This window comes from Streptomyces sp. NBC_00341, assembly GCF_041435055.1.
Classification (GTDB): Bacteria; Actinomycetota; Actinomycetes; order Streptomycetales; family Streptomycetaceae; genus Streptomyces.
Genome location: NZ_CP108002.1, coordinates 20,660 through 43,370 on the forward strand (window position 1 = coordinate 20,660; position 22,711 = coordinate 43,370).

The 22,711-nt window shown below is 71.2% G+C and carries 20 protein-coding genes; 7 read left to right on the forward strand and 13 right to left on the reverse strand.

Features of this window, described 5'->3' with window-relative positions; translation table 11 throughout:
- Nucleotides 1–3 precede the first annotated feature (3 nt).
- Complete coding sequence (locus OG892_RS00095) at nt 4–627, reverse strand: LysE family transporter (RefSeq protein ID WP_371628145.1); 624 nt, start codon at nt 625–627, stop codon at nt 4–6.
- Nucleotides 628–890: 263 nt separating this feature from the next.
- On the opposite strand from OG892_RS00095, the gene OG892_RS00100 reads away from it, so the two are divergent.
- On the forward strand, nt 891–1,808 hold the full coding sequence (locus OG892_RS00100) for a LysR family transcriptional regulator (RefSeq protein WP_328868211.1): 918 nt from the start codon (nt 891–893) through the stop codon (nt 1,806–1,808).
- On the opposite strand, the gene OG892_RS00105 is transcribed toward OG892_RS00100, so the two are convergent.
- The gene (locus OG892_RS00105) at nt 1,747–3,297 is read right to left on the reverse strand and encodes a hypothetical protein (RefSeq protein ID WP_371628146.1); all 1,551 of its coding nucleotides are present in this window, start codon (nt 3,295–3,297) and stop codon (nt 1,747–1,749) included. The two genes, OG892_RS00100 and OG892_RS00105, sit on opposite strands and share 62 nt — an antisense overlap.
- A 136-nt stretch (nt 3,298–3,433) precedes the next feature.
- The gene (locus OG892_RS00110; protein ID WP_371628147.1) at nt 3,434–4,006 is read right to left on the reverse strand and encodes a hypothetical protein; all 573 of its coding nucleotides are present in this window, start codon (nt 4,004–4,006) and stop codon (nt 3,434–3,436) included.
- Between the two features lie 608 nt (nt 4,007–4,614).
- On the opposite strand from OG892_RS00110, the gene OG892_RS00115 reads away from it, so the two are divergent.
- Nucleotides 4,615–5,025, forward strand: a complete 411-nt coding sequence (locus tag OG892_RS00115; protein WP_371628148.1) for a hypothetical protein — start codon at nt 4,615–4,617, stop codon at nt 5,023–5,025.
- Nucleotides 5,026–5,460: 435 nt separating this feature from the next.
- Here OG892_RS00115 and OG892_RS00120 read toward each other — a convergent pair whose 3' ends face one another.
- The 5 genes from OG892_RS00120 to OG892_RS00140 form a co-directional block, all read right to left on the reverse strand.
- A complete protein-coding gene (locus OG892_RS00120; RefSeq protein WP_371628149.1) occupies nt 5,461–6,108 on the reverse strand; it encodes a hypothetical protein in 648 nt (215 codons plus the stop codon).
- 386 nt (nt 6,109–6,494) lie between these two features.
- Nucleotides 6,495–6,941 carry a hypothetical protein gene (locus tag OG892_RS00125; RefSeq protein ID WP_371628150.1) on the reverse strand — a complete coding sequence of 149 codons (447 nt, stop codon included), beginning with the start codon at nt 6,939–6,941 and terminating at the stop codon, nt 6,495–6,497.
- Nucleotides 6,942–7,925: 984 nt separating this feature from the next.
- Entirely contained in the window at nt 7,926–8,468 is a 543-nt protein-coding gene (locus tag OG892_RS00130; RefSeq protein ID WP_073738833.1) for a DUF4232 domain-containing protein, read from the reverse strand.
- Between the two features lie 948 nt (nt 8,469–9,416).
- Nucleotides 9,417–9,917, reverse strand: coding sequence for a hypothetical protein (locus OG892_RS00135; RefSeq protein WP_371628151.1), 501 nt, complete (start codon nt 9,915–9,917; stop codon nt 9,417–9,419).
- Between the two features lie 157 nt (nt 9,918–10,074).
- Nucleotides 10,075–11,538 carry a PLP-dependent aminotransferase family protein gene (locus tag OG892_RS00140; RefSeq protein ID WP_328868218.1) on the reverse strand — a complete coding sequence of 488 codons (1,464 nt, stop codon included), beginning with the start codon at nt 11,536–11,538 and terminating at the stop codon, nt 10,075–10,077.
- A gap of 41 nt (nt 11,539–11,579) precedes the next feature.
- Here OG892_RS00140 and OG892_RS00145 point away from each other — a divergent pair, with 41 nt between their 5' ends.
- Both OG892_RS00145 and OG892_RS00150 read left to right on the forward strand, forming a co-directional pair.
- The gene (locus OG892_RS00145) at nt 11,580–12,146 is read left to right on the forward strand and encodes a carboxymuconolactone decarboxylase family protein (protein WP_371628152.1); all 567 of its coding nucleotides are present in this window, start codon (nt 11,580–11,582) and stop codon (nt 12,144–12,146) included.
- Entirely contained in the window at nt 12,146–13,564 is a 1,419-nt protein-coding gene (locus OG892_RS00150) for an MFS transporter (protein ID WP_371628153.1), read from the forward strand. The genes OG892_RS00145 and OG892_RS00150 overlap by 1 nt, the downstream gene beginning before the upstream one ends.
- Before the next feature lie 306 nt (nt 13,565–13,870).
- Here OG892_RS00150 and OG892_RS00155 read toward each other — a convergent pair whose 3' ends face one another.
- Both OG892_RS00155 and OG892_RS00160 read right to left on the reverse strand, forming a co-directional pair.
- Complete coding sequence (locus OG892_RS00155) at nt 13,871–14,788, reverse strand: RNA polymerase sigma-70 factor (protein ID WP_328868220.1); 918 nt, start codon at nt 14,786–14,788, stop codon at nt 13,871–13,873.
- Nucleotides 14,785–15,978, reverse strand: coding sequence for an NAD(P)/FAD-dependent oxidoreductase (locus tag OG892_RS00160; RefSeq protein ID WP_371628154.1), 1,194 nt, complete (start codon nt 15,976–15,978; stop codon nt 14,785–14,787). The genes OG892_RS00155 and OG892_RS00160 overlap by 4 nt, the downstream gene beginning before the upstream one ends.
- A gap of 375 nt (nt 15,979–16,353) precedes the next feature.
- Here OG892_RS00160 and OG892_RS00165 point away from each other — a divergent pair, with 375 nt between their 5' ends.
- The gene (locus tag OG892_RS00165; protein ID WP_073738827.1) at nt 16,354–16,995 is read left to right on the forward strand and encodes a histidine phosphatase family protein; all 642 of its coding nucleotides are present in this window, start codon (nt 16,354–16,356) and stop codon (nt 16,993–16,995) included.
- Nucleotides 16,996–17,131: 136 nt separating this feature from the next.
- Here the strand turns inward: OG892_RS00165 and OG892_RS00170 are convergent, their stop codons facing one another.
- Nucleotides 17,132–17,512, reverse strand: coding sequence for an FKBP-type peptidyl-prolyl cis-trans isomerase (locus OG892_RS00170; protein WP_073738826.1), 381 nt, complete (start codon nt 17,510–17,512; stop codon nt 17,132–17,134).
- Between the two features lie 57 nt (nt 17,513–17,569).
- Nucleotides 17,570–17,764, reverse strand: coding sequence for a hypothetical protein (locus OG892_RS00175; RefSeq protein ID WP_073738825.1), 195 nt, complete (start codon nt 17,762–17,764; stop codon nt 17,570–17,572).
- A 121-nt stretch (nt 17,765–17,885) separates the two neighbouring features.
- On the opposite strand from OG892_RS00175, the gene OG892_RS00180 reads away from it, so the two are divergent.
- On the forward strand, nt 17,886–20,558 hold the full coding sequence (locus OG892_RS00180; protein ID WP_073738824.1) for a SpoIIE family protein phosphatase/ATP-binding protein: 2,673 nt from the start codon (nt 17,886–17,888) through the stop codon (nt 20,556–20,558).
- Nucleotides 20,559–20,610: 52 nt separating this feature from the next.
- On the opposite strand, the gene OG892_RS00185 is transcribed toward OG892_RS00180, so the two are convergent.
- Entirely contained in the window at nt 20,611–21,684 is a 1,074-nt protein-coding gene (locus OG892_RS00185) for a DUF3533 domain-containing protein (protein WP_371628155.1), read from the reverse strand.
- A gap of 294 nt (nt 21,685–21,978) precedes the next feature.
- On the opposite strand from OG892_RS00185, the gene OG892_RS00190 reads away from it, so the two are divergent.
- A complete protein-coding gene (locus tag OG892_RS00190; protein WP_371628156.1) occupies nt 21,979–22,695 on the forward strand; it encodes a GntR family transcriptional regulator in 717 nt (238 codons plus the stop codon).
- The last annotated feature ends 16 nt before the right edge of the window (nt 22,696–22,711 follow it).

A 22,711-nucleotide genomic window follows, 5' to 3' on the forward strand; every position in this document is an offset into this window, starting at 1 on the left:
GCGTCAGCCGACGGCCATGTGCAGACCGAGGCCGAGAATCAGGCAGCTGGAGACCGCGGCGGTGACAGTACGGCCGCGAGGACCGGTGAGGGCGCCCCCGAGCAGCCGCCCGCCGCCGGCCAGTAGCAGCTGCCAGCTCGCGGAGGCGAAGGTGATGGCGGTCAGGTAGACGACCGACTCGGCTCCGCTCATGGGCTGTTGAGCCTGCTGCCCGAACACGAGCGTGACGAAGTAGATGGCGGGCCACGGGTTGAGCGCGGTCAGCGACAGATAGGTGACGTAGGCGCGCAGCGGGGTGACGGGCGGGTGGGCCGTGGCGTCCGCGGCGGCATCAGGCCCGCGTCGCAGCGCCGCACGGAGGACGCGCGCCGCCATGACGGCCAGTATCGCGAAGGCGGCCCAGCGCAGCGGTCCCAGCACCGGCCGCACGGCCACCACCAGCGAGCTGCCGCCGAGAACCGCCGCCACCGCATAGCCCGAGTCGGCGGTGGCCGCGCCGAGCGCGGCCGCGGCACCGGTCCGAAACGAGGTCGCCGCGGTCATGTTCACCATCAGCACGGCGACGGCCCCGACCGGCATCGCGAGGCCGTATCCGGCGAGCAGCCCGGCGACGACCGCGGCGGTCACGACGTGGCCCCGCCGCGCACGGACACCCCTCCCGACCGGCCGGACTCCACCGCCCCACCGATGAACGGGCGTTGGCAGCATGCGGACGCGTCGGAGACGGCCACCTCAACATCTTTGATCATGGTTCAGCTGCTCCTTCGACGGGAGGGCGGCGACAGCGCCGCGAGGACCAGGTGAGAGAACCGGTCCGACGTTCAGACTGGAGGACTAAGATCGTTCGCGTCCATCGAAGAGTTGTGCACGGAATCGTGTGAGGAAGCCACATGATCGACCCGCGTCTGCAGACCCTCCGGGTACTTGCCGAGACCGGTACCGTCACCGCCACGGCAGAGTCCCTGCACCTCACCCCCTCGACCGTCTCTCAGCAGCTGCGCCGTCTCGCCGCCGAGCTGAATGTGCGTCTGCTCGAACCGCACGGCCGCCGGGTCCGGCTCACGCCCGCCGCCCGCACACTCGTCGAACACGCGGACGTCCTGCACGCCCAGTGGGAGCGGGCCGCCGCAGACCTGGCCGCGCACCGGAACAACGGCCCGGGTGAGCTGCGTATCACCTCGGTGGCGACGGCGCTCGGCCCCCTGGTAATACCGGCCGTCGCCCGGCTGCTCTCCCGGCATCCGGGGATGACGTACTACATCGGCGAGGATCCGGAGGCCGACCGCTTCCGAATGCTGCTGACCCGTGAACGCGACATCGCCATCGTCATTCCCGCCCCTGGCACGCCCGCCGCCGACGACGAACGCTTCGAACAGCACCTGCTCCTCCAGGAGCCGCAGGACCTCCTGGTCCCGCGTGGCCACCGGTTCGCCGACCGCGCCGCGGTCGAACTGCACGAGGCGGACACCGAGACCTGGCTCCGCGCCGGCGACCCCCGGGACCAGCACCTGCTGCTCACCTCGGCGTGCGCGGCAGCGGGCTTCTCACCCCGCGTCACCCACAACGCCGTCGACTGGTCCGCGATCGCGGCGCTGGTCGCCGGCGGCCACGGCATCTGCCTGCTGCCCCGCCTCGCGACGTTCCCGCAGGGCTATGAGCTCGTACGCGTACCGCTGACCGGCGATGTGCTACCGAGGCGGCGGCTGGTCGGTTTCGTTCGACGCGGTGGGGGGAGCACACCCCTGGTCAGTGACGGGCTGTGGGCGTTGCGGGAGTCCGCTCGGCTCCGGGTACCAGATCTCTCATGACGGCCGGCGGCAGCGAGGGGTTGGCGGCGGCGGCCTCCACCACCTGCCAGTCGTCGTCGGCGAGCAGTTCGACGATGGTCAGGGGCGGAAGGGCCGGGTGACGGGCGGCCAGGGGCCGGGCCCGGCTGTCGGCGAGACAGCCGAGCAGCGCCGGTCCCGTCGCGTGGCGGTGCCGGGCGATCTCACGCAGTGCCTTGCGGGCCGGTGGAACATGGCGGGAAAACTCCTCAAGCAGGGCCGACGGTGCCTCCGGATTGGCCGCCACCCCGGTCATGACCTGGGCTCCGTGCCGTTCGACCATCGTCCGCAGCTGATCCTCCGACAGGCCCGGGTGCGCTGCTATGGACTTGACCACCTTCGCGTCGGGGTCGGCGGCAAGCCTGTCGCGGACCCCGGCCGGCAGATCCCGTCGTTGGGCCAGGAACATCCGTACCGAGGGACTCGACGAGCGGGAAAGATCCTCGGCCTCGGAGGCGGTGGCGGCGGAGATCCGCGGCAGCAGCGTCGGTCCGATCCTGACGGCGGCCGCAAGCCGGGGGAGTACGTCCAGCGGCAGGCGGGGGTTGTGTGCGAGTGTGCGCCGCACATCGTGACCGTGGTCGGCGGCCAGCTTCCGGATGAGCGCCGCGTCGATCCCCGGGTTCCCCGCGAGCTCGGCCCGGACTCCGGGAACGGGATCGTCCGCGAGCTTCAGCCCTGTCTCCGGCGGCAGTCCGGGGCGGGCGGCGAGCGCCCAGCGCAGCATCATGGAGGGGTGACCGGCGAACCGGAGGAGGGCCTCGACCGGCGCGGCGGGGTTCCGCAGGACCCGCTCGGCCGTCTCATGGACGGTGGACTCGTGCGAGCCGTCGCAGGAAGCACCGGAACGCAGATCGCAGTCGGGCCGCGGACAGTACGGGTCGTGCGTGAACGGCACTTCCACGCTGTCGCAGACCAGGCACCGTTCCGCCGGGGGAAGCCCCTCACCGGTGGCGAGCGCGGCCAGGAGGCCCGGTGGCGTGGCCTCGTTCGCCGCGGCCGCGCGGCGGACCTCCTCATGAGGATGACGGGCAAGCCGGGCCGCCATGTCGGCTGTTGTCCACAGCGCCAGCTCCGCGACGACCCGGATGTCCGGGTCGGCGGCGAGCGTCTCCCGTACATCGTCCGGAAGCCCGGGGCAGGCGGCCAGCTTCTCCCGGCGCCGGACATCCGGGTCCGTGGCGAGGAGCCGTGCCCACTGCGGATCCCCGGCACGCGCGTCGAGCAGGGCGAGCGCGGCGCCCGGCTGTGTGACGGGATCGATGTCGGCGGCGGTCAGCAGCCCCTCGTACGCGAGCCGTTCGGCACTCTCCTCGACCCGGGCGGCCAGGGCGACCGCCTGCTCGGGGCTGAGGCCGGCACGGCCGGCCAGGCTCTCGGCGATGTCCGCGTCCGCGACCGTGATCAGGTGCTGGACCAGCTCGGAGGGCAGAGCCGCGTTGACGGCGAGGCCGCACAGTACATGGTTCACAGCAAGACATACTGCCCGGCCCGTAATTGCTCCCACAACCAGCAGCGAACCAGCAGCTGACCGGCAGCGAAACCGCGGCCACCGTCGCTCCGGCGCACAGGACGGACGCCCGGTCGGCCATGCGCGCCGCGCCGGCTCAGCCGAGGATGAACGCACCCCCGGCCGCGACGGCGAGGCCGGGCCCGAAGGCGGCCGCCGGTGTATAGGCGCCGGGCTCCGCGCCACCCCGCACCAGCCGCATGGCGGTCTCTGCGGCGACGTCGGCGGTGTAGTCCATTCCGTCACCTGCCCGCAGCCACCCTTCGCGCCTGGTGCCGTCGGTCCAGGTGATGACGGCGTGCCCCCAGAAGTGCTGCCGGGGCCGGGGCGCGGCCTCGGCCGTCATCCCTGCCATCCGGCGGGTGACCAGGAGCTGCAGAGCAGGGACGGACATCAGCGTCCCGAGCACGGGCAGCGCCGCCCGCACGGCAAATGAGCCCGGGGCCAGGGCAGAGGTGACGGCAACCGATGGTGCTCCGCTCGCCCGCTGCGCCGCCAGGAGCTCGCCCGACGGCACACTCGCGGACGTCACCGTCTGCCCGTCGGGGAGGACGGTCTGCTGGGGAAGCGTCTGCTCGGGTCCCGGCAGCGCGTTGATCTCCTCTCCGACCCGCTCGGCGGCGCGGCGGTAGGCAACGTCGGCGAGTACGGCCGATACGGACGTGCGCACTTCCGAACCTGGGCCGTACCGAGTTCGACGCACCGCCGCGCGTTGTAGGGCTGGTCCGCCCCGAGGGGGAGCAGGACCGACGCCAGACCATGGGCGAGCGCCCCATCAGGCTGCCGTGGCGGCGTTGACCGGGAAGCGGCGGGAGGTGAAGTGGTCGAAGCCGAAGCCGGTGGTCTTGCCGCTCCGGAGGTGGTCTTCCCTCCGCGCCGGCCGCCGGAGTTGCCCGTCCCGCCCGTATCGCCGAATCCGGCGGTCCCGCTGGCGCCGCCATCCGGCCCTGAGTTGCCACCACTGCTGCGCAGCGGGGGAGGAACGCCGGGGTGGTCCCGACGGCCACGACCACGACGTGTGGTGCGGCGCGAATCAGCGCCCCACCAAGGGCGGGCCGGTCCAGCGGGATGTTGAACTATCTCCTATCTATGGTCAAAACGGGTTCACCCAAGGCGCTTTCGTCTGCGCGGCCGCGACCTTCAGCAGGACATAGGGGACATTCGCTGATCTTCTTCTCAGTGTGAGTCGGCCCGGTCCCGGGCCGCCCCGGGTTCCCGCGCTCTGGCTGTCCCGCCGGGTACTCGAGAACCCCCGCTACTCGTCCCCTGGAGTTCCGCATGCCGATCCACCGCATCGCTGCCGCGTCCCTGGCCACCGTGGCCCTCACCCTCGGCGGCGCAGCGCTCCTCACGGCTCCCGCCGGCGCCGCCCCGGCATCCGCGCCCCGGGTGGCCGCCCCCGACCCCGCAGCCTGCGCCGCCGCCACGACCACTACTGCTGCCGCCGTAACCAATGCCAGTACCGCTGCGGTTGCCGCTGCGGCAGACGCGTCCAGCGCCGCGGCAGCCCTCAAGACCCTCACCGCGGCCCTGGCCGCCGTCCCGCCGGACGCGGCCGCCATCGCTGCCGCCAGCACGACCGCCACCGCCACCGCAGCCGCCGCTGTCACCTCGGCCAACGCGGCGGTCGATGCCGACGCCACCGCCGCCACTGCCGCCGCGGCGGCAGTCGCCGCCTGCAAGGCCTAGCGGCCCTCAAGGCCCAGAAAACGGCCAACGATGCGGCTGCCCCCGCCCTCAAGACCGCCGCAGCAGCAGCAGGTTGTGTGCTGCCCGTTGCTGTCCCGCCCCTCCCGGCGTCCTGACACCCCTGGTGGACTTGTCCCAGGAACACGACGGTGCGCGTCGGAGCCGTTGAGGAAACACACCAGGCAGAACCGGTCGGACTACAAGAGACGGCGTCAGGGAAGCGGGTACGGCGGGGACGCAGCCGTGGCCCGTGCGTACGCCGTCGCTTCCCGGCGTTACCCGGTCCGTGCGCACGCCAGATCCGGGGGCTCCTCGCCACTGGGAGTCGGCTCTCCGGCTCTCAGTGGCGAGATGGTCAGCATGCGGCCGTCACAGGCGGGGGCCGCACCCGGTGTCCTCGGCCAGGGGATGGCGCGGGGCACCGGTGGCGGTGGGTCACGGTGTTCCGTGGGCTCCGTTCGCGCAGGGGCTTCCCAAGCCGAAGGTCCCGCCCGTCCCTCCGATTCCGCCGTGGAAGAGGAGGCCACCGGTGGCGTTGCCGCCGGCGCCGCCGATACCGCAGACGCCGTCGGCGCCGGCACCCGACTTGGCGCCGCCGTTGCCCCCGTCACCGCCGTTGCCGCCGAAGTTGAGGGCGCCTCCAGAGCTCAGGCCCCCCGCCCCGCCGATACCTGCGGCACCACCCGGGTAGGCGCCACCGGAGCTGCCGTTGCCGCCGTTGCCGCCGTTGCCGCCCGCGGCGCCGTTGGGGCCGGCGTTGCCACCGAGAGCACCTGCTCCGCCGGAACCACTGCCGAGGCCGGCACCGCCGTTGCCGCCGACACCGCCGACACCGCCCAGAACACCGTTGCCGCCGGGGGGACCCCCCGCACCGCCGGCGCAGTCCCCGGCTCCGGTCGCGGGGCCGCCCGCGGTGCCGGGAAAACCGTTGGGATGGGAGGAGTTGCCATTGGCACCCGCGACGCCCGCGGTGCCGGCGGTGCAGGCGAGGGCGGAGGCCGCGACGGGAGAGCCGAGAAAGAGTGCTGCGCCGGCGAAGAACGTGGGCAGGGCGAGGAGAGTGGCGGTCTGGTTCCTGTTCATGACGGGGTTTCCTCGGACTCAGGTAAAGCGCGGGTCAGTGCGGGTCACTGCATCAGGCCGGTGCGGAATCAAGTGGGGAATATCCGTTCCCCGAACCGGTTTTCGTGCCGCGGGCCGGCCGGAAGTCGGCGAGATCCCGGACTGTTTCCAGTGGGGCAGGCATGTCCTGCTCGCCATAGACGGCCAGGTCATGGCGCCCGGCAAGTCTGAACTTCGCGGCACCCAAGCATCTCTCTGTCAGGCATACCGTGCGGACGGGTAAGCCTGCGGGCCGGACCGTCAGGCTGGAACCGCCCCGCATTTACAGCGTCTGTAGAGGCGGGGCGGCACCGAGGGATACGTGTCGTCCTACGGGAGCTGGCTCGGCAGTCCCCGCGGGGGTCGGTTCAGCAGGGAAGGGTGGAGTTTCCGGCGGCGCCGGTGGCACCGGTAGTGCCGTCCGCAGTGAACGTGGCGGCAGTGCCGTTGCCACCGGGCTTGCCGGGACACACCGGGCTGGCCGCGCCACCCGCACCGCCGGTACCGCCCTTGTGTCCGCCACCGACCGTGGACGCTCCGCCGTTGCCGCCCCTGCCACCGGCGATACCGGCACCCGCGTTGCCGACACCGCCCGCACCGCCCTTGCCTCCGATACCCCCCAGGGCGGCTCCGCCTCCGGAACCGCCGCTACCGCCGTTGCCGTTGGCACCCCCGGCGCCGCCGGCACCGCCCGCGCCACCGACGCCGGCGCTGCCGCTTGCATTGCCGCCGTCACCCCCGGTGCCGCCATTGCCGTTGGCACCGGCCGCGCCACCGGTACCGCCCAGGCCGCCGATCCCACCACCGGTGCCCACACCGTTAGCCCCATTACCCCCCGGAAGCCCCAGGAGACTGAAGCCACCCACGTCCCGGACGCTGCCCATCTCGGCACGGGCCGACGCGGAAGCCAGGGCAGGGGCGGCGGTGAGCCCGGTCACCGTGATCACTGAGACCAGGAGTGTCCGGGAAAGAGCAGTGGTGCGCATGAAGCGCATGAGGAAGCCTCTCGAAGTGCGTGACCGCAGATGCTCCACGGCCGACACTCGCAATCTGCACACGAACACACCACCCCAAACTTCACACAATGATCCAACGACCTCAAACAGCCCTTATGGGCGAAATTTGTCCTTAACTCTCCCCGCCTGCGGCCGTCCGGGCAGAGACCGGGAGCTCCGCGCCCGGTGCCCGGCGCCCAGGCGGCCGACGGGCTGCCAGCCTCACTGTTTCGGTTGCGATGAAGTGGTATCCATGATCATCAACCGTTGGGCGAGCGAGGCGATTTCGCTGTCAGGTCATGGCGGAATTCCGGCGCTGTGGCCAGGTTTTCCGGGGGCCCCTCGGATCGTGGGCGGGCAGGTGGCGTCGGTCAGCCGACTGGTCGGGTCAGTGGGCAAGGCGGTGGAATGCCGTGGCCGGTTCGTGTCGCCATGGCAAGCTCGCTGAGATCCGCCGGCGCAAGCGGCGTCCACCGTGAGTGAGGCGGTAGATCGGCGGCGATCCGGCCCGGCTCATGCCCGGCGGCCGCAGCGGCCTGAGCGCAGTGGAGTACGCGGCGGTCAGTCCGGTCACCTCAGCGAGACCAGCGAGCAACCGCGCCCCGGCAGCCCGACCGCCCCCGAACCGTCATGCGACCAGGCCCGGCGCCCCTGACCGACACACTGCGATCCGGCGCCGAAGCCCGTACCCCGCTTGCCCCCACCACCACGTGGACCGTGGCCGCCCACGAGACGCTCGTCTCCAAGAAGTGCCCTGTTGTGAGCGCCCGTTACCGGAGGGAGGCTCCGAGGCCGCGCGCTTGGTTACAGCCCGATCGGGTTGAGGTAGGTCGCCGGGTGCGTGGCGCCATCCTGCTTGAGGATCTGGCCGCCGAACGGCCACTTCAGGGTGAAGTGCTTCGTCTCGTTCGGCGGGGTGACCAGGAACTTCGCCGGAACGAACTTCTGCTTCTGCGGCGTGGACTTGGCCACCGGCAGCAGGGTGATGCTGAAGTCCACCGTGTCCCCGTGCTTCAGGGGGAACTTCGGGGCCTTCTTGGATGAACGCGCCACCGACCAGGTGCCGTCAGTCTTCTGAGCGCCGATCATGTCGACACCGGCGAAGCCGGACAGGGTGCAGGTGCGCTTGCTCTGGTTGGTGAACCAGATGAACGCCTGGGTCTGCTTCTTGGTCTGATTCATCTCCGGCGTCGCGTCACCGCCCAGGGCGAAGCCTGCCTTCAAGTCAGCGGTGTGACAGCGGGTCGGCTGCGCTTTGGCGGAGGCGGCCGACGCCGGTACTGCGAAAGTGGCGGTCCCGGCGACGACGACGGCCGCTAGGGTCACGACGGTCAGCTTGCTCTTCATGAAGTTTCGGGTTCCCCTCGTGTACGAATCGGCGCGCGAGGTGATGCGCGCCTACGCCCCTGAAGATGTGTGATGTCTCAGAGCGGTTCGGTGTTCGGGAGATTTTTTGACGGCCGGGCACCCCACCGCAGCCGTGTGGGCAGGACCGCAGCGGCCCGCGGCCTCGCTCGGTGTCCGTTCCGGCCCGGCGGGAGCGATGGCAGCGTGCGACATCCTGACCCCACCCGGGCATCAAACCCGACCCACCCCCACGGCAGCACGCCCGCCGGCCGTCGACAGGGCGGTTGGATCCGCTCATCGAGCACGCCTGTCTGGCCACCCCTACGGCCTACGCGCTCACGGCCGAGTACGGCACCTACCTCGTACCGACCCAGTACGCACAGACGTACTTCCTGGAGAGGCTGGACGACGAGGATCTCTGGGAGGACCAGCCGCCCAAGATGCGCGGTGCCTACCGCCGTTTCGGGGAGGATCTGGCGGAAGGACTGCGGCGTCCCACGGAGGCCGAGGCGAAGATCGCCTTCGGCAGGGACGCCGAGATGTTCCCGTACACCGAGAGCCGGCGGGAGTTCCCGACCCTGGTCGCGGACGGTCTCTCGCCTACGTCATGCAGGGCGGTCATTCCCTGCCCACGGGAGCGGGGCTCAGTTCCCCTCTTTGAGGCCGGATATGAACGCGGGCGGGCTCCGGCCCTCGCGTTCTGCGGCTTGTCGATCATGACGAGGCCGGAGGCCGTCTTGGCGGCGCGCTCTGGGGCAGGATCAGGGAGTCAGCCGCCATCCTGCCCAAACCGGTGGGCTTCCTCACCGGGTGGGCCGCGAGCCGCATGACAGGGGCCGGGCCGAAGTCCCGGGACCAGTACTGGACCTGGAGGAGCGGATGTTGACGGAGTCAGGATCTGCGGAGCCACCCGGTCGGGTGAGGGGCAACGGCGCGGAGCCGGTGTGCCTACTGCGGCAGGTTGGCCGCGGCCGCCCGGCGGAAGATGTCCGCGCACGTCGGGGACGGTGACGGCTCGCGGGCGGCAAGGACGGTCAACGTACGGCGTACTTCCGTGCCCAGTCGAATGAGCTGGAGACTGGTCCGGCCGCCTCTGTAGGCGTAGAGCCGGAAGATCTTGACGGCGATTTCGTCGCGCTCGTCGGCGAAGATGTCCGGGAGTCCGACGAGTAGCTCGAAGTCGCACTTGCCGGTCGCCGCGTCGGCCACGGTGCTGAGGGGCAGGTTCTCGAACTCGGCTGCGGACAAGGAAGCGTCCAGTGCGACAGCGTGGCCTGTCAAGGCCGCGATGACCTCGATGAGCCGTTCCCCCACCGCCGTGTCGATGCCCCAACCCCGCAGCCCCTCTCGTCGGCGATCCCGGCGCCACACCTCCTGGTCGAGTAGTGGCAGCAGGGCACGACCCAGGTACGCGCAGCGAGGCCACAGCATGTCGTGGTCCGAGGCCATGCGATCCCTTCCGCAGGAGCCGTCGGCCCTCCAACTTCCCACTCCACGCAGGGCGCGTAAAGAACGGGGCCGTTCGCCGGGCCGCGATCCGAGGAGCCCCGAGCTCACGAGGATCCCGTACGTCGTCGAGAAGACGGTCGAGAAGACCGGGGCGGCCTCACGGCCACGAGGCCAGGGACTCGGCGGCGCCGGGTGGCAGCGCCCGGAGCAACGCCTCGACCGCTGCCCCGTACGCGTGTTCCGCCGGCGTCGAGTACCCGATGACCAGACCGTCCCTGGCCGGCATCGAGGCCCGAGGGTGCCGGAACCCGGCGAGGCCGTCCAGCGCGATCCCCTGCCAGGACGCGGCCTTGACCGCGGACGCCTCCGTGCCGGGCGGCAGCCGAAGGACGGCATGAAGTCCCGCCGCGACGCCGGTTGCCGCGATGTGCGGGGCCTGTTCGGCGAGGGCCGTGACGAGCCGGTCGCGGCGGAGCCGGTAGCGCTGCCGCATCCGGCGGATGTGACGGTCGTACTGCCCGGATGCGATGAAGTCGGCGAGCGTGAGCTGGTCGAGGACGCTCACCGACGCCTCCCGTGTGCCCTTGGCGGCGAGCACGCTGTCGACGAGCCGGACGGGCAGCACCATCCAGCCGACGCGCACCGCGGGGGACAGGCTCTTGCTGACGGAGCCGAGGTAGACGACCCGTTCGGGATCCAGGCCCTGCACGGCGCCGACCGGCACGCGGTCGTAGCGGAACTCCCCGTCGTAGTCGTCCTCGAGGACCAGTCCGTCACTGGTGCGGGCCCAGTCGATGACCGCGGCGCGTCGGGCCGGGTGCAGCGGGCCGCCGGTCGGGAATTGGTGTGCGGGCGTGAGCAGTACGCCGCGCACCCGTGGCCTCTCGGCCAACTGCTCGACAAGGGCGCCCTGTTCGTCCAGGTCCAGCGGTACCGTCCGAACGCCGGAGCCCTCCAGGATGTCGGTGTGGAAGCGGAGCCCGTACGACTCCACCGCGAAGGGACCGCGCAGCGTCGCGCCGCCAGCGCCGCGCGAGCCGTCGAAAAGCAGCCGCAGCGCGTGCGCGAAGCCTGAGCACACCACGATCCGCTCGGGATCGACGCGAACCCCGCGGACGCGCGTCAGATAGTCGGTGAGCGCGCGGCGCAGCTCGATTCGGCCACGTGGATCGCCGGGCCCGAAGACCTCGTCCGGTGCGGCGCCGAGCGCGCGCCGGGCGGCCGCGAGCCAGGCCGTGCGAGGGAAGGAGGCGGCCTCCGGAACGCCCTGGCGCAGGTTGTGCGGGTGGGGGGTGGGCCGCACGGGAGCGGGCTTCGGCTTCCGGGCGCGCGGGGACGGCGCGGCACCTTCCGCCACCCGCGTCCCGGAACCCTGACGCGCGGTCAGCCAGCCCTCGGCGACCAGTTCCGCGTAGGCGTCGGCGACCGTGTTGCGGGCCAGGCCCAGGTCGGCGGCGAGTGAGCGGTAGGGCGGCAGACGGGTGCCCGGCGCGAGCAGTCCCTCGCGCACGGCGTCCCGCAGCGCGCGGATGAGAACGGCGCGGCGACTGCCGGGACCCGACAGCTCCAGATACAGGTCACTGCCGATGCGCTCCGCCAGATTGACCCATGATTCCGACATGAAAATGAACCTTACCCGAGGTCTTTCACGGCCCTAGATTCATGATCATGACAGACAACGCGCGCACCACCCGGACCGCAGTGCACACCACTCCGACCGCACCCCACACCACCCGGACCGCACCCCACGCGCCCGCCACCGCCCACGACCACGCACCGCGCATCAACTTCGCCAAAGCCGCCCCCAAAGCGTTCAAGGCCCTCATCGGCTTCGATGCCGCCGCCCGCGAGGGCCTCGACCCGGCCCTCGTCGAGCTGATCCAGATCCGTGCCTCGCTCCTCAACGGCTGCGCCTACTGCCTCCACATGCACACCTCCGACGCCCGCAAGGCCGGCGAGGACGAGGCCAGGCTGCACATGATCGGCGTATGGCGCGAGGCCCGTCGCTTCTTCACCGAGAAGGAGCAGGCCGCCCTCGCCCTGACCGAGGCGGTCACCCTGGTCTCCCACGACGGCGTTCCCGATGACGTCTACGCGCAGGCCGCCCGCCACTTCGACGAGCCGGAACTGGCCCGCGTCCTCGCCCTGATCTTCACCATCAACACCTGGAACCGCATCGCCCTGAGCACCGCGAAGATCGCGGGCGAGGACGAGAGGGCAGCCCACTGATGGCGACCCCGGCGACGGGGGCCGGCCCACGTCCGGCCCGCGCGCGGAGCGGGAGGGCGAGCGCCGCGACGCTCGCCCTCCTCGCCTTCGCCCAACTGATCATCTCCGTCGACTACAACATCGTCTACGTGGCGCTGCCCCGGATCGGCAGCGGCCTGGGGTTCTCCGCGCAGCACCTCCAGTGGGTGATCAGCGCGTACGCCGTCGCCTTCGGCGGCTTCCTGCTCCTCGGCGGCCGCGCCTGCGACCTGTTCGGCCCACGCCGCACGTTCGTGCTCGGACTGAGCCTGTACGGGGTCTCGTCGCTGGCGGGCGGCCTCGCCACCGGACCCGCTCTGCTGGTCGCGGCCCGCGCCGTGCAGGGCATCGGCGGCGCGTTCCTCTTCCCCGCGACGCTCACCCTCGTCGGCACCCTCTTCACCGAGGGCCGCGAACGCAACCGCGCCTACTCGGTGTGGGGCGCGGCGGGCGGCAGCGGACTCATCGTGGGCGCGCTGCTCGGCGGCGTACTGACTCAACTCCTCGGCTGGCGCTCGGTGCTGTACGTCAATGTCCCGCTGGCCCTGATCGCGGTGGTGGCCGCCTTCCGCCTCATCACCTCCGACACAACCCGGCGGGCCGGCCGCCGGATCGACCTCCCCGGCGCCCTGACCTCCACACTCGGCGTCACGGGCCTGGTCGTCGCCCTGGTCCAGGGCCCGGAGTCGGGGTGGCTGTCCGCGACGGTCGTCCTCTCCGCCACGGCGGGCGCGACCCTGCTGGCCGCCTTCGTCCTCATCGAGGCCCGTACCCGCGACCCCTTGATGCCCCTGCGGCTGCTCCGCGGCCGCGGCCTGTGCACCGGCATGGCGGTGACGTTCCTCTTCATGGCGACGATCGGCAGCCTCGCGTACTTCCTCACCGGCTATTTCCAGAGCGTGCTCGGCTACGGCGCGCTGCGCACCGGCCTCGCCTACCTCGTCCCGATGCTGGCGATCACCGCGGGCTCCCTCCTCGCGGGCCGGACCACCACGCGGCTCGGCACCCGCACCGCGATGACCGGCAGCCTGGCGCTCGGCGCGGCGGGCACCGCGACGGTGGCCCTCGCCATGGCCGCCGACGGCTCCTACGCCGCGCTCATCCCCGGCTTCCTGGCCCTCGGCCTCGGCCAGGGGACGGCCTACACCCTGATGTTCGGTGCCGCCGCCGCGGGCATCGAGGGCCACGAGCAGGGCATCGCCTCCGGCATGGCGTCCACGGCCCAGCAGATCGGCGGCGCGGTGGGCCTGGCGGTCCTGGTCGGCATCGCGGGTCTCGGCGAGCACACCTCGGCGGCGGCCACGGTGGACGGCACGCGTACCGCGCTCTTCGTGGCAACGGCGGGCATCGCCCTGACGGCCATGGTCGCCCTCGGCTTCCCCCGCAGGGCCACCCGATGACCGCAGGACCACCCGATCACCCGTCGCCCCTCGCCGGTCGCCCAGAGGGGGCCGTGTCCGTCGGCGGGCAGTGCCTCCTTCGCGAACGGGCCGCGGCCTCCCTCGCCGACCACCTCTGACACCACGTCCTCGCCATCAACCCTCAACTGCAATTGGGCAGCCCATCGGGGCCCCGGGCGCAACACACTGACCTCAAGCCGATTGAACACCCCAACACCGTACGTGGGTACTTGGCCACCGCACGCCCTTGCGCTTGGGCGAGAACCGGCTCGGGCTCACGACGGGGCGTGGCACCCGCCGGGCTCTTCAGGCGAGTTCACGCAGGGTCCCCTCGGTGACGGCGCGGAGCTTGTCGGGGTTGGCCACGTTGTGGATGGCCGAGATACGACCTTCCGGGGCGAAGTCGAACGACATCGTCGCGAGCACACGGTCCGGGGCGTGGAAGACCACACCCGGTCCGCCGTTGATCGAGGTGAACTCGGCCCGCATCTCATGGGGTTCGACGCCCTGGTAGCTGGCCGTGCCGAGTGCGGCGAACCAGCCTGCCACGCTCTTCAGGCCCACCACCGGTTTGAGTGCCTGACGGACCTTGCCGCCGCCATCGGTCCACAGGGTGACGTCCGGAGACAGCAACTCCATGAGCGCGTTGATGTCACCACCGGTCGCCGCCGCGAAGAACCGCTCGGCCACGTCGCGTTGGACGGCACGGTCGGTGGTGAACCGAGGACGCCGGGCCCGTACGTGTTCGCGGGCCCGGTGCGCCGCCTGCCGGACGGCCGGCTCGGCGCGTTCCACCGCCTCCGCGATCTCCGCGTAGCTGAAGGCGAACACCTCCTTCAGCACGAAGGCCGCACGCTCCAGAGGGCTGAGTGTCTCCAGGACGACGAGCAGGGCTACGGAGACCGAGTCCGCCGCGGCGACGTCGTCGGCCGTGGCCGGAGCGGTGAGGATCGGTTCGGGGAGCCAGGGCCCGACATACGTCTCCCGCCGGCGACGGGTCGAACGGAGCAGCTCCATCGACAGGTTGGAGACGATCCGGGTCAGGTAGGCCTTGGGGTCGGCGACCTGGGAACGGTCGGCCGCCGACCACTTGAGCCAGGCGTCCTGGACCACGTCCTCCGCATCGACAGCGGTGCCGAGGATGCGGTACGCGACGGAGAAGAGCAGGGTGCGGTACTGCTGGAAGGCCGGCTGGTCGCGGTCGGCATGTTGCGGCTGAGTCATTCGGCACTCCGGATACGGGTGTAGCGGCCGCCGCGCGGCCAGAACGCGCCCGAGGCGGGAATCTTCTTCATGCGGGCGAAGGCCGGCCACGGCGAGGCGGTGACCGTCTCCTTATACCGCGCGGCCCGCTTTCCGGTCAGCACGATGCGGCGCGGGCTGTCGTCGGGGCGAGTGAACTGCACGACGCCGTCTTCGCGGCCCAGGCTGACCGGTGTGTGGTAGTAGCCGAAGCGGAAGGGCTTGGGCTCCTTACCGGCCAGCGTGCGCAGGATCGTGAGGGCCGCGTGGACGCCGGTGGGCATGCCGCCCTGACAGGTCCCGTGCATCACGCCATAGCCCTGCCGGATGGCCGCCGCGTCGCCCACGGCGTGGACATCGGGGTGGGAGACGGAGCGCAGCGCCCTGTCGGTGATCAGCCGGCCGCGCTCGTCCACGCTCAGGCCCGCGGCGGCGGCCAGCGGTGAGACGCGGGTCCCGCTGGTCCACAGCACGGCGGCCGCCGGGATGCTGGAGCCGTCCGCCAGCTCGACGCTGTCCGGCCGCACCTCGGTGACCTCGACGCCGATGAGTACCCGTACTCCGAGCCGGGCGAGCCCGGCATCCAGATGGGCCTTGGCCCTCGGATGCATGCCCGCGCCGGGTTCCCCCCGGCCCAGCAGCGTCACCTGGAGCTCCGGGTATCGCTCGGCGACCTCTGCGGCGGCCTCGACTCCGGTGAGGCCGCCGCCGGCGACGACTACCGTCCCGCCGCCGAGCCGGGCCAGCCGGTCGGCGAGGAGGGCGGCGTCCTGCGGGCTGTTCAGGGTGTGGGCGTGGGCATCGACTCCGGGGACGGCGACGGTATCCGCGACGCTGCCCAGACCGTAGACAAGGGTGTCGTAGCCCAGGACCCGGTCGTCGTCGATCCGAACGGTCTTCGCCCCGACGTCCAAGGCGGTGACCCAGCCGCGGACGAAAACGGCGCCGGTCCCCTCAAGCAGCTCCCGGATGCTCATCTCGGCCGTCTCCTGACCCGTTGCGGTCATGTGCAAGCGGAGCCGTTCGGTGAACTCCTCGAAGGGGTTGACCAGCGTCACGCGCACGTCTCCACGCTTCCTCGTGCGGGCCGCGAGCTGGATCGCGGCGGCGAGTCCGGCGTAGCCGGCACCCAGGACCAGGACCTCGTGCTTCTGTGCCTCTGTTGCGTTCATCGCGTTGCCGCCTTCTTCGTCTCGTGGCCGTCGGGGCCTTGCGAACGACCACCAGACGCAAGCTGCTCGTCCGTTCGTGACATGCGGCAGCTGTGACCCGCACCACGCGATCAGTCAGTTGCTCCGTGAGGCAGCCGAGGCTCACGGCCTGCCGTAACCTTTTACGTGTTGACAAGGGCGGCAGGAGATCCGCGAGTTGCTGTGCGGCTGTGGCGGTGACATCGCAGAGAGCTTCAACTTCTGCCCCCATTACCGGATCGAGCTCCGTCGGTCCGCCGAGGCACGCCGCAGCCCCTCTGCATCGGCCGGATCGCTGTGCCGCTGGGCTGCACCCTCGAACCAGGCAGGACGCTACCCACGGGAGATCGAGCACCCATGCGCACCCTCTACGTCGTGACCCATCCCGAGGCGACCCACCACGTCGAGGGAGTCGTCGGCGGATGGCATGACTCGCAGCTGACGCCCGACGGTGTCCGTGCGGCGGCCTCCATCGCTCAAGCGCTGCGGGCCCGGATTCCGGACGGCGCCGAGGTGGAGCTGTTCTCCTCGGATCTGCAGCGCACCCTGCGGACGGCCAATGAGGTCGCCGAAGTATTCGGCGTGAAGCCGGTCCTGGATCGCAGGCTGCGGGAGAAGTCCTACGGCGAGGCGGAGGGAATGCCGCAGGAGTGGCTCGACCGTCGCTTCATCCCACCGCCGGCTGTCGGGGAACGAATGCACCACGATGAGGGCGTGCAGGGTGCGGAGACCAAGGCTGCATGGGCGCAGCGCATCTACGCGGCCATGGACGAGATCCTGCTCAGCCCTTGCGAACAGCAGATCATCGTGACCCACGGCGGCTCCCTGACGTGCGTCGTTGCGTCCTGGATCAAGATGCCGATCGAGTCAGTCGGCTATGCCAGCTTCCGGGCGCCCTCCGGCAGCATCACCACGCTGCGCGAAGACGACTTCTTCCACAACCGCCAAGTCGTCGGCCTCGGCGACACCCGTCATCTCCACGCCGCCAACCGTGGCTGACCTCGACCTGCCCCGCGTCCACGGCACGACGGCCCCCAGGCTCAGTCGAGCGACGCCGAAGTCGTGTGGTGCCGCGGTCCTCCGGCAGGTGTCGCACGGCCTCTGATCCGGGGGAGAGTCAGGGCAGCAGAAGGCCTCAGACCGCGACGGAGAGCAGGTCCACCACGAAGACGAGTGTCGAGCCCGCCGGGATCAACGACGAGGGTGACTGGTTGCCGTAGCCGAGGCGCGGGGGAACGACGATCTCGCGCCGGCCGCCGACCTTCATCCCTCTGATCCCGCGGTCCCAGCCCTTGATGACCTTGCCACCGCCCACGGCGAACTTGAACGCCTTGCCCCGGTCCCAGGAGGCGTCGAATTCCTTTCCGGACTCGAAGGTGACGCCGACGTAGTGAACCTGGACAACCCTGCCCGGCTTCGCCTCAAGCCCGTCCCCGACGACGAGGTCGCGGACTGTCAGCTCGTGGGGAGCGTCACCCTCCGGACGGTCGATCCCGGGCTTCGTCAGTTCACTCATCGCAGCCTCATTCGCTCGCCGCCGGAAGCCCTCATGCCGGACCGGCCGGGCGCACGGTCACTCTATGCGGCACTCGATGATGGCGAGGCACTGCTGCCCACGCCCGCGGTGGACGTCGCCCAGGACCCAGAAGTTCACGTCGGCCTTGGCTCGGAGCCGGGTGCAGGTCCTGGCCCGGATCCCGTCCCGCTGCCGGCGGACCAGCTCGTAGCCCCGGTCGCCTGGCCTGTGTGCCCCCGTCGTGTGAGGCACTGCCGCGTACCGGCGCGGTCAGCCGCTCTGCGGGCCCATCCTCGGTGATGCTGGGCGAATGGTCGAGAAAGGGTCTCCGTGGCGGTTCCGGGCCGGGCGTCGTGGCCGGTTTTCCCACCTGATGCCCCGGAGCGTCGCAGGCCAGGTGTTCCTGCTGCAGGTGGTCGTCGCAGTCCTGCTCATCGCTGCCACTTTCCTGGTCCTCCTCGTCCAGTCTCAGCACACCGCTACAGACGAGGCGCGGGACAGATCGCTCGCCGTGGCCGTGGCGTTCCGGGACGCACCGGGCACCGCCGCGGCGATGCAGTCGGCCGACCCGACACGAGTGCTGCAGCCCAGTTCGGAGAAGATGCGCAGGAGCGCCCACGTCGGCTACGTGGTGGCGTTCGACCCGAACGGCATCCGCTGGTCCCACCCCGACCCGAGCCGCATCGGCGGCCACGTCACCGGCAGCTTCGGACCCGCGCTCACGGGCAAGCCCTTCCAGGAGACGTTCGACAGCGCCCTGGGACGAGCAGTCGATACGACAGTCGCCGTGTTCGACGCCAAGGGCCGGGTCGTCGGACTGATCTCGGTGGGGATCTACGTCAAGAGCGTGAACGAGATGGTCACGCACCAGCTCCCCGCGATCCTGGCGGTCGCGGGCGGGGCACTCCTGCTGGCCGCGGCCGGGTCGGCGGCCGTGAGCAAACGCCTGCGCCATCAGACCCACGGCCTGGGGTCCGCCGAGATGACACGGATGTACGAGCACCATGACGCGGTCCTGCACTCGGTTCGGGAAGGCGTACTCATCATCGACGACCGCGGCGTGCTCACGCTGGCCAACGACGAGGCGCGACGACTGCTCGGCCTGCCGCGCAACGCTGAGCAACGCGAGGTGAGCGACCTCGGTCTGACCCCGGACACGACGCAGCTCCTGGTCTCGGGCCGGACAGCCAGCGACGAGGTCCACGCCAACGGGGACCGGCTCCTCGCCGTCAACCTCCGGACCGTCGAGGGGCCGGGAGGCCCTCGGGGCAGCGTGGTCACCCTGCGCGACACCACCGAGCTGAGTGAACTGGCGGGCCGGGCAGAAGTGGCGCGGTCACGGCTGCAACTGCTCTACGACGCGGGGACGCACATCGGCACCACGCTCGATGTGGTGCGCACCGCCGAGGAACTGGCGGCCGTCGCGGTGCCCCGGTTCGCCGACTTCGTCACCGTGGAACTGCTGGACCCCGTACTGCGCGGTGAGGAACCCACCGGAGCGGACGCCGACATGCGCCGCACAGCGATCGCCGGTATCCGCGAGGATCACCCCCTCTCCCCGGTGGGGGAGGTGCTGCACTTTCCTCCCGGCAGTCCCGCGGCGCTCGGTGTGGACGGCGGCCGGGCCGTCCTCGCGGCCGATCTCTCGGCCTCAGAGGGCTGGTTCGCCCTGGACCGGCCACGGGCGCGTGCGGTCCTGGACTACGGCATCCACTCGCTGGTCTCCGCCCCGCTGCAGGCACGTGGTGTGGTGCTGGGGAGCGTGGACTTCTGGCGCAAGGACAAGGGTCCCTTCGAGCCCGAGGACCTGTCCGTCGCGGAGGAACTGGCGGCCCGAGCGGGCGTGGCCATCGACAACGCGCGCCGCTTCACCCGCGAGCACGCCATGGCGGTCACACTCCAGCGCAGCCTGCTGCCCAGCGCCCTGCCCACGCATTCCGCCCTTGAGGTGGCCCATCGCTACCTCCCGGCCCAGCCGGGCGTGGGCGGGGACTGGTACGACATCATCCCGCTGCCCGGAGTCCGGGTCGCGCTGGTGGTCGGTGATGTCGTCGGCCATGGCCTCCATGCCGCCGCCACCATGGGGCGGTTGCGTACCGCGGTGCACAACTTCTCCGCCCTGGACCTGTCCCCGGACGAACTCCTCGCCCACCTCGACGCTCTCGTCAGCCGCCTCGACGCGGAGGGGGACAGTGACGTCGACGTCTCCGGCGCCACCTGCCTCTATGCCATTTACGACCCGGTCACCGGGCACTGCACCCTCGCCAGGGCCGGTCACCCGGGCCCGGCCCTGGTGCTCCCGGACGGCACCGTCACCTATCCGGAGATCCCCGGTTCGCCGCCGCTCGGGATCAACGAGGGCCTGCCGGTGGAGACCACCGAGCTGACGCTGCCCGAAGGAAGCAGGCTGGTCCTGTTCACCGACGGGCTGGTCGAGCGGCGCAGCCGCGACATCGACGTGGGGCTGGACGTCCTGCGCGCCACGCTGGCCGGCCCCGGCGACCCGGACCCCGAGGCAACATGCCAAGCGGTCCTCGACGCCCTGCTGACCGACCGGCCCACGGACGATGTGGCCCTGCTCGTCGCCCGCACCCGTCTGATGGATCCCGGCCGCGTGGCCGACTGGGACGTACCCGACGACCCGACGACTGTCTCCAGCATCCGTGCGGAAGCGGCACGTGTGGTGAACGGGTGGGGGCTGGCGGACGCCACCTACACGGCGGAGCTCATCGTCAGCGAGCTGGTCACCAACGCGATCCGATACGGCTCCCCGCCGATCCGGCTCCGGCTGCTGCACGACGACGACACCCTGATCTGCGAAGTCGCCGACGGCAGCAGTACGGCCCCGCACGTCCGCCAGGCTGCCAGCACCGATGAGGGCGGGCGCGGCCTGTTCATCATCGCCCGGCTCGCGCACCGCTGGGGCACGCGCTACACCGCACGCGGCAAAGTCATCTGGGCCGAGCAGTCCCTCGGCACCGAGGTACCCCACAGCAGCCTCAACGGCGAAGCGCTGCTCGACCAGTGGTCGGACGAGGACTGGTGACGCCGGGGGCCGGTGACGTCGGGGCCAGTGACGTCGCTGTGGTGACTGGACGTCAGGGCCGACGCTTGGTCCGCGCTGCGGGAGGACGGGACCGGGTCGCGACAACGCCGCCCAGCAGGACCACGGCCGCGCCGCCGCCGGCCCAGGCCACAAGCGTCCACCACGGCCCGCCGGCACCCGCACCACGGAAATAGGCGATCGAATCCACGGCGTCCAGGCCCGCCCCGGGCGGCAGGAACGGGCCCACAGTGCGCCAGAACGCGGGCAGCAACTCGGTGGGATACACCCCGCCCGCGCTCGGCCCGCCGAGGACGACCACGAGCAGGAGCGCCAGACCGATTCCCAGCGCTCCGGCCGATTCGTACAGGGCGAGTGTGAGGGCTCCGACCGTCAGAACCAGCAGGGAACCGAGGGCCCACAGTGCCCAGAGGTTTCCTGGCACCGCGTCCAGAAGAGTCCTGGCGACCAGCACGCCTAGGAGCCCGGCAAGCACCGAATACACCAGCAGCACACCCATGGCGGCCGATGCGCGCAATCCCGCCGGACGACGGCGCCCGGCACCGTACGCCTGCACCGAGGCGCACAGGACGCCGCCCGCACACCAGCCCACAACGAGCGAGAAGGAGGAGAGGAGACGCTTGTCACCCGGCGCGACCGGCACCACGTCCCGGACTCGGACCGTGCGGCCCTGGTGCCCTTCTGCCGCGACGACGTGCGTGGCAAGTTCCTTGGCCAGCAACGGGCCCGCCCCACCGGCAACCAGCAACAGGTCGGCGGTGCCGGATCGGGAGAGGACGAGCGCACCGTCCACCTCACGACTGTGGATGCGGTCCAGGGCAGCAGCCTCGTCGGCCACCCGGACCGGGTCCACCGGCTCACCGGGAAGCAACGCGAGCTGGTAGAAGGTGTCGTCGGCGATCCGTGTCGTGGGGTCCGTGACGGCCAGGGCAATGCGGTGCGGGACGGGATCGCGGAACGCGCCGACGCACGAGAGCACAAACGCTGTCTGCAGCACCAACACCCCAAGGACCAGGAGTACCGATCGCCCGCTCATGCTTTCTCCGACACCGCGCAAGCGCGCGGACGACTGACCGCCGGGAACGCCGACCGGGCTCTGTGCTGGCATACGTCCAACCTCGACGCACGTCGGAGCTGCCGCAGCCCGGACGGGTCCGAACGGTGGTCGCCCATCGGAACGCGGTGCGTACCGGACGGCCCCGGTGCCCGCCGCCGAGGCGTTCGGGATGCCCCTCGCCCGGCCCGACTGGCGGTTGACCAGTGGGAAGACGGAGCGCTCCATCGTCCGCACCGACGTTCGAGGAACGCGGGGCGTCACCAGGGAGCCCGGAGCACCTGGGTTCGCCCGGCCCGCTCGCTAAACTGCTGGTGGCCGCACGTGTGGTGAAGCGAGGAGATCTGGATGCCGGTGAATGACCCGCCCGTCTTCGACGACCGGGCCGGGGCGCCAGAGCCCCCCACGGCGCCGGTCCGCCAGCCACTCTCCGACAGCGTCTACGAGGACATCAAGGCCATGGTCATGGACCATGAGATCGCACCGGGGGCCCGCGTCGGCATCGAAGCCCTCTCCCGCAGGCTCGACGTCTCACCGACCCCGGTCCGCGAGGCGCTGGCCCGTCTGGAGTCGGACGGCCTCGTGGTCAAGCGTTCCCTCTCCGGATACCGGGCGACGGAACTGCTCACCCGGCAAGGGGTTGAGGAGCTGTTCGAGATGCGGCTCCTCCTGGAACCGCGGGCCGCGGCGCTGGCGGCCCTGCACGCCGACGAGTCTCAGCTCGACGTCATCGAGGCCATCCAGGAGGACATGGAGGTCCACCCCAGCCCCGCGGGTCCCTACGCGTCCTACCGTGAATTCGCAGCCCTGGACCAGCGCTTCCACGACGCCGTCGCGGTCGCCGCCCGTCGCCCCCTCCTCCTGGACGCGGTCGAGCGGCTCCACGCGCATCTCCACGTCTTCCGCCTCAGCAGCCTTCCCGTCGAGGACGATTCGACCCTGGCCGAGCACGAGCGGGTCGTCCGGGCGATCCTGCGCCGCAGTGCCGAGCGGGCCGCACAGGCGATGACGGACCATCTGACACACAGCCTGGAGCGCCAGCTCAGCCGGTTCCAGGAGAAATGACCGACGGGGCCGGGCC

Coding starts and splice junctions, on each gene's coding strand:
- OG892_RS00100 (WP_328868211.1), top strand. CDS start 891: ATGATCGACCCGCGTCTGCAGACCCTCCGGGTACTTGCCGAGACCGGT.
- OG892_RS00115 (WP_371628148.1), top strand. CDS start 4,615: ATGCCGATCCACCGCATCGCTGCCGCGTCCCTGGCCACCGTGGCCCTC.
- OG892_RS00120 (WP_371628149.1), bottom strand. CDS start 6,108: ATGAACAGGAACCAGACCGCCACTCTCCTCGCCCTGCCCACGTTCTTC.
- OG892_RS00130 (WP_073738833.1), bottom strand. CDS start 8,468: ATGAAGAGCAAGCTGACCGTCGTGACCCTAGCGGCCGTCGTCGTCGCC.
- OG892_RS00135 (WP_371628151.1), bottom strand. CDS start 9,917: ATGGCCTCGGACCACGACATGCTGTGGCCTCGCTGCGCGTACCTGGGT.
- OG892_RS00140 (WP_328868218.1), bottom strand. CDS start 11,538: ATGTCGGAATCATGGGTCAATCTGGCGGAGCGCATCGGCAGTGACCTG.
- OG892_RS00145 (WP_371628152.1), top strand. CDS start 11,580: ATGATCATGACAGACAACGCGCGCACCACCCGGACCGCAGTGCACACC.
- OG892_RS00150 (WP_371628153.1), top strand. CDS start 12,146: ATGGCGACCCCGGCGACGGGGGCCGGCCCACGTCCGGCCCGCGCGCGG.
- OG892_RS00155 (WP_328868220.1), bottom strand. CDS start 14,788: ATGACTCAGCCGCAACATGCCGACCGCGACCAGCCGGCCTTCCAGCAG.
- OG892_RS00160 (WP_371628154.1), bottom strand. CDS start 15,978: ATGAACGCAACAGAGGCACAGAAGCACGAGGTCCTGGTCCTGGGTGCC.
- OG892_RS00165 (WP_073738827.1), top strand. CDS start 16,354: ATGCGCACCCTCTACGTCGTGACCCATCCCGAGGCGACCCACCACGTC.
- OG892_RS00170 (WP_073738826.1), bottom strand. CDS start 17,512: ATGAGTGAACTGACGAAGCCCGGGATCGACCGTCCGGAGGGTGACGCT.
- OG892_RS00180 (WP_073738824.1), top strand. CDS start 17,886: ATGCCCCGGAGCGTCGCAGGCCAGGTGTTCCTGCTGCAGGTGGTCGTC.
- OG892_RS00185 (WP_371628155.1), bottom strand. CDS start 21,684: ATGCCAGCACAGAGCCCGGTCGGCGTTCCCGGCGGTCAGTCGTCCGCG.
- OG892_RS00190 (WP_371628156.1), top strand. CDS start 21,979: ATGCCGGTGAATGACCCGCCCGTCTTCGACGACCGGGCCGGGGCGCCA.